At 58.7% G+C, this 4,976-nt stretch carries 6 protein-coding genes; all 6 read left to right on the forward strand.

Translation table 11 applies throughout. The features are described from left to right. On the forward strand, positions 1–599 hold a 599-nt coding region (locus tag METPAY_RS09645; RefSeq protein WP_245611611.1), incomplete at its 5' end, for a thiamine pyrophosphate-dependent enzyme. Then, positions 580–1,704 carry a homocitrate synthase family protein gene (locus tag METPAY_RS09650; RefSeq protein ID WP_048151881.1) on the forward strand — a complete coding sequence of 375 codons (1,125 nt, stop codon included), beginning with the start codon at positions 580–582 and terminating at the stop codon, positions 1,702–1,704. The genes METPAY_RS09645 and METPAY_RS09650, both read left to right, overlap by 20 nt. Positions 1,705–1,709: 5 nt before the next feature. After that, positions 1,710–2,921 (forward strand): aconitase/3-isopropylmalate dehydratase large subunit family protein, encoded by a 1,212-nt coding sequence (locus METPAY_RS09655; RefSeq protein ID WP_048151883.1) that lies wholly within the window; start codon positions 1,710–1,712, stop codon positions 2,919–2,921. Beyond that, entirely contained in the window at positions 2,918–3,409 is a 492-nt protein-coding gene (locus METPAY_RS09660) for a LeuD/DmdB family oxidoreductase small subunit (protein WP_084600792.1), read from the forward strand. The genes METPAY_RS09655 and METPAY_RS09660 overlap by 4 nt, the downstream gene beginning before the upstream one ends. After that, on the forward strand, positions 3,406–4,212 hold the full coding sequence (locus METPAY_RS09665; protein ID WP_048151886.1) for a DUF7714 family protein: 807 nt from the start codon (positions 3,406–3,408) through the stop codon (positions 4,210–4,212). The genes METPAY_RS09660 and METPAY_RS09665 overlap by 4 nt, the downstream gene beginning before the upstream one ends. Continuing rightward, positions 4,209–4,976 (forward strand): isocitrate/isopropylmalate dehydrogenase family protein (locus METPAY_RS09670; protein WP_048151888.1); only part of this gene is annotated, 768 nt, incomplete at its 3' end. The genes METPAY_RS09665 and METPAY_RS09670, both read left to right, overlap by 4 nt.

Genomic DNA, 4,976 nt, shown 5'->3' on the forward strand with positions numbered 1-4,976 from the left:
GGGATCGAAAATTAGGTGAAACCGGAAGGCAGTTCATTGCGGACCACAGGGGAGCGACACCGCCTCCGTTTACCAAAGAGCCGGAGACGATGGAATCGAGAGGCTACTCACGCGGACTCTGCCCGAACTGCCCCTACAAACCGCTCTTCGAAACCATCGCCGCGAGCGGGAGCGGAAGGGAGGCTATCTGCGATACCGGCTGTTCGCTGCTCGCCAAAAATCCGCCCTACAACTTCGGCATCGCCAACTACGGGCTCGGATCGTCCGTTGCGGTGGCGGCGAAGAGCACCGGCCTTGCACTTCTCGGCGATTACGCCATACTCCATTCGGGGCTGAACTCCCTGATCGACATATATCAGAAGAGTCTGCCCGTGCTCTGCATAGTCCTCGTGAACCGGAGAGCCGCGATGACAGGGATGAAGGCCGTCGCAGACATCGCCCCCTATCTTGACTGGGCGTCACCTGTGCGGCTGAACTGCGGGGGCGGGTCGATGGAGATCATCGCGGAGAAGCTTGAAGAGAAGAGAGAAAAGCCGGAGATTATTCTGGTCTACGGGCAGTGCCCGGAAGGAGAGAGTCATGAAGCAGTTAAATGTTGAGATATGCGACGTCACGCTGAGGGACGGGGAGCAGACCCCCGGAGTATCGTTCACCTGCCAGGAGAAAGTGAACATCGCCCGGAAGCTGGACGAGATCGGAGTGGAGGTGATCGAGGCGGGATTCCCGAACATCTCAGAACAGGAAAGAGCGTGCGTGAAGACGGTAAAGGGCCTCGGGCTCGATGCACGGATCTGCTGCCTTGCACGGGCGGTACGCGAGGATGTCGATGCCGCAATCGACTGCGACGTCGATCTCGTGAGCATCTTCTTCGCCACATCCGATCTCCACATGAGGATCAAGTACAAAAAGTCCCGCGAGGAGATGCTCGAACAGGCGCTCGGGATGGTCGATTACGCGGTCGACCACGGGCTGAACGTGCGATTCTCGGCGGAAGAGGGGTCGAGGACGGACACGGATTTCCTGAAGGAGATGTTCAGGCAGGGTGCGGAGAGAAAGGCGGCATATTCCAGCTTCGCCGATACGGTCGGGTGCATGACGCCGCTGGAGATCTTCAACATCGTGACCGAACTCAAATCCGGGCTGAAGAACCCGCTCTGCGTTCACTGCCACAATGACATGGGTTTTGCCAGTGCGAACACGTTCACTGCGGCACAGGCGGGGGCGTTTCAGCTCCACACGACGGTCAACGGGATCGGCGAGAGGGCGGGGAACGCAAGCCTCGAAGAGGTCCTCGTCGCCCTCCGGATGAAGAACGGAATCGAAAGATACGACCTCACGAAGCTGCAGGAGATCTCTAAGATGGTCGAAGAGTATTCGGGAATACAGGTCGCAAAGACGAAGGCGGTCGTCGGCGAACATGCATTCGCACACGAGAGCGGCATCCACATCGCCGCGATCCTCGAAGACCCGGCGACATACGAATACTTCATGCCGGAGATGGTCGGCGGCGAGAGGCAGTTCGTCCTCGGAAAGCACACGGGCAGGAAGGCTCTCGCACATGTCGTAAGCACCCTCGGCTGCGAACTTTCACCGGCGGAGACCGACTGGGTGCTCGAGCAGATCAAGGAGCGAAGTGCGGGGAAATGCTCTATCACTCCCGAGATGCTTCTGAATCTCATCAAAAGATCGAAGGAGTGTGCCTGAGGGAAATGGCGACATTATCGGAAAGACTGCTGGGGTCCCCCGAAGGTTCCTTCACGGATCTTGAACTTAGCAGGGCGTATGCTCATGACGGAACCGGCCTGCAGGCGCTTCTCTCCTTCCTTCGGATGCAGACGAAGGTCCGTTACCCGGAAAAGATCTCGATAATCTACGATCACATCGTCCCGGCGAACAACAGCGAGACGGCGAACCTCCAGCACGAACTCAGGGATTTTTCAAAGGAGGCGGGTTTCGACTTCCGCGATATCGGCGAGGGGATCTGCCACCAGGTGATGAGCGAAGGGGTGTGCCTTCCCGGCGAGGTCGTCGTCGGTGCGGATTCGCATACCTGCACTCTCGGTGCGTTCGGTGCTTTTGCGACCGGGGTCGGTGCGACGGACATGGCGGCGATCTGGGCGACTGGCGAGACATGGTTCAGGGTTCCGCAGACGACCGGAGTCATTCTCGAAGGCAGGCTGAAAGGACGGGCCGAACCGAAGGATGTCGCACTGACCTACGTGACCCGGCTCGGTATGGACGGTGCGACCTACAGGGCGATCGAGTTCACGGGAGAAGGAGCCGAAACGACCGAGATGGAAGGGAGGCTTACGATCTGCAACATGGCGATCGAGGCAGGTGCGAAGGCGGGACTCTTCTATTCGGACGATAAGACCGTGTCGTACCTCGCGGAGTTCGGGAAAGATGCGGCCCGGCAGGAGCCCGAGGACTGCACATATGCAGATGAGCTCTACCTCGATCTCGACGATATCGTCCCGTCGATCTCCGCACCTCACAGGGTGGACAATGCGGTTCCGGTCGATAAATACGAGGGGACGCCCCTCGACCAGGTCTTCGTCGGGACGTGCACGAACGGGCGTTACGAGGACCTGAAGCGTTTTGCAGATATCGTCAGGGGGAAGAAGATCGCAGTCAGGACGATCGTCGTCCCCGCCTCGAAGACTGTCCTCCAAAAATGCATAGAGACAGGTGTCCTTTCGGATATCGTCGCAGCAGGATGTTCGATCGGAACACCGGGATGCGGCCCGTGCCTCGGTGCACACATGGGTGTTCTCGGCGAAGGAGAGATCGGCCTCTCGACCGCAAACAGGAATTTCAAGAACAGGATGGGCGTCGGTGCAGAGTATTACCTCTGCTCTCCCTCGACCGCCGCTGCAAGTGCACTTAAAGGCGAGATCGCGAACCCGGAGGAGATCCGATGAGCGATAGTAATTCAATAAAGGGATCGGGCCATGCCGTCTGCGTCGACGACGATGTCGATACCGACATGATCATCGCGGGAAGATACCTGCGGACGAAGAACAAAGATCTCTGGGCGGAACATGCATTCGAGGACTACGACCCGACTATCGTCGGGAGGCTTTCGTGCTCGGTGATCGTCGCGGGGAAAAACTTCGGTTGCGGATCGTCACGCGAACAGGCCGCAGCGGCGCTTAAGGCCGCGGGTGTGAAGGCGGTCGTCGCAAAGTCCTTCGCAAGGATCTTCTTCAGGAACGCGATCAACCTCGGGATTCCGCTCTTCGAGGTCGCCGATTTCGAATGCCGGGAAGGAGACGAGGTATTCTTCGATCTCGAAGAAGCAGTGGTGGAGTGCGGCGGCCGGAGTTACGAAAGCGTCCGGCTATCGGACCGGATGAACGAGATTATCGCGGCCGGAGGACTTATCGAATATCTCGGGAGGAGGAAGTGATCTTTCCCCGGCACTGCAAGGAGGTCGGCTATGCCTCGGGAATGCCGCTCGGCAAAAAGGTGTACTTCCTGAGCAGGTACCTGATAGTCGAGACTGAAGGCGGATACGAGATCGGCGAAGTCCGGTTCGTTCCCGGCGGAACGGGGCTGATGAGGGATATCGAGGAGTATACCTGTCTTGCGGATGCTGCCGATACGATGGTCTGGCCGGAGAAGGTCATTCTTCATAACAGGGCGGACCTGATCAAAAAAGCCGCATCGACCGGGAAGAAGGCTGTGATTTTCAGGGGAATCGACGAGCACATGAGCTTCGTGATCGATCCCGATCCTTCGGTTCTCCTGAAGGTTCATCTCTACGATGCGAAACCTCCGGTCGCTGTTCTCTCCGAGACCGCGAAGAAACTCGAAGCTGCCGGACTCTTCGGGCAGGAGGAGATCGAGTTCGTTCACCACATCGTCGATATAGAGAAGATCGAGGCGGAGGTCTACCCGTGCAGGGCCGGGGGATTCGAGAAGACACTCGACAACGACAGGCCGGAGCAGGGGGAGAGGATCGCCGGGTGCCTGACAGCAAGGCAGTTTCTCGCAGAGGAGTACGGGGACGGCTTCGAGGTCATCAATACATGCCCCGCCGATCGTGCGGAAGAGGAGCCGTTCGTTGCAAGGTGCTGCCGCTCCGAGAGAGCCGGGAAAGTCGACGGGAAGGCAGGATGGATCGTCCACTGGGGAGCATCGCCTAAGGATATCGCCGATGCGGTCTTTGCAGTCGTTGCGGCATACAGGGAGAAGGAGCCAGGCGAATGAGGATCGCGGTTGCGCCCGGAGACGGGATCGGGAAGGAGGTCATCCCTGTCGCCCGCCGAATTCTTGAGATGCTCCTTCCCGGTGCAGAGTTCTTCGACGTGGAGCTCGGGTACGAGAAATGGAAGCGGACTGGTGCGGCCTGCACGGATGAAGATATTGAGTCCCTTAAGGATTCGGACGCGATCCTCTTCGGAGCGGTGACGACACCCCCGGACCCCTGCTACTCCAGCGTCCTGCTCAGGATCAGAAAGGAGCTCGACCTCTATGCAAATCTCCGGCCGGTTTGTGGTGACGGTTTCAATATTATGATCGTAAGGGAGAACACCGAAGGGCTCTACTCCGGGATCGAGGAGATCGGGACTGAGAGGTCGACGACCCTCCGGGTGGTGACAAGAAAGGGGAGCGAGAGGATCGCCCGGTGTGCCTGCGGTCTTGCGAAGGAGAGGAGGAACTCGCTCGTCATCGGCAACAAGGCGAACGTCCTGAAGTCGGACGTCCTCTTCAGGGACACATGCCTTTCAGTTGCGGCTGAGGAAGGCGTTTCCGCGAAAACGGCATACATCGACGCCCTTACACTCGACGTTCTTATGCATCCCGCAGATTCCGACGTGATCGTTACGACGAACATCTTCGGCGATATTCTCAGTGACGCTGCCGGGTATCTAACTGGCGGCCTCGGGATGCTGCCGAGTGCGAACATAGGCGAAAAATACGCGTTTTTCGAGCCGGTTCACGGGAGTGCCCCGGACATCGCCGGGAAGGGG

It is taken from the genome of Methanolacinia paynteri (genome assembly GCF_000784355.1).
GTDB lineage: Archaea > Halobacteriota > Methanomicrobia > Methanomicrobiales > Methanomicrobiaceae > Methanolacinia > Methanolacinia paynteri.

Bases quoted from the DNA above. Each gene is read 5' to 3' on its own strand.
- METPAY_RS09650 (WP_048151881.1), top strand. From the start codon at position 580: ATGAAGCAGTTAAATGTTGAGATATGCGACGTCACGCTGAGGGACGGG.
- METPAY_RS09655 (WP_048151883.1), top strand. From the start codon at position 1,710: ATGGCGACATTATCGGAAAGACTGCTGGGGTCCCCCGAAGGTTCCTTC.
- METPAY_RS09660 (WP_084600792.1), top strand. From the start codon at position 2,918: ATGAGCGATAGTAATTCAATAAAGGGATCGGGCCATGCCGTCTGCGTC.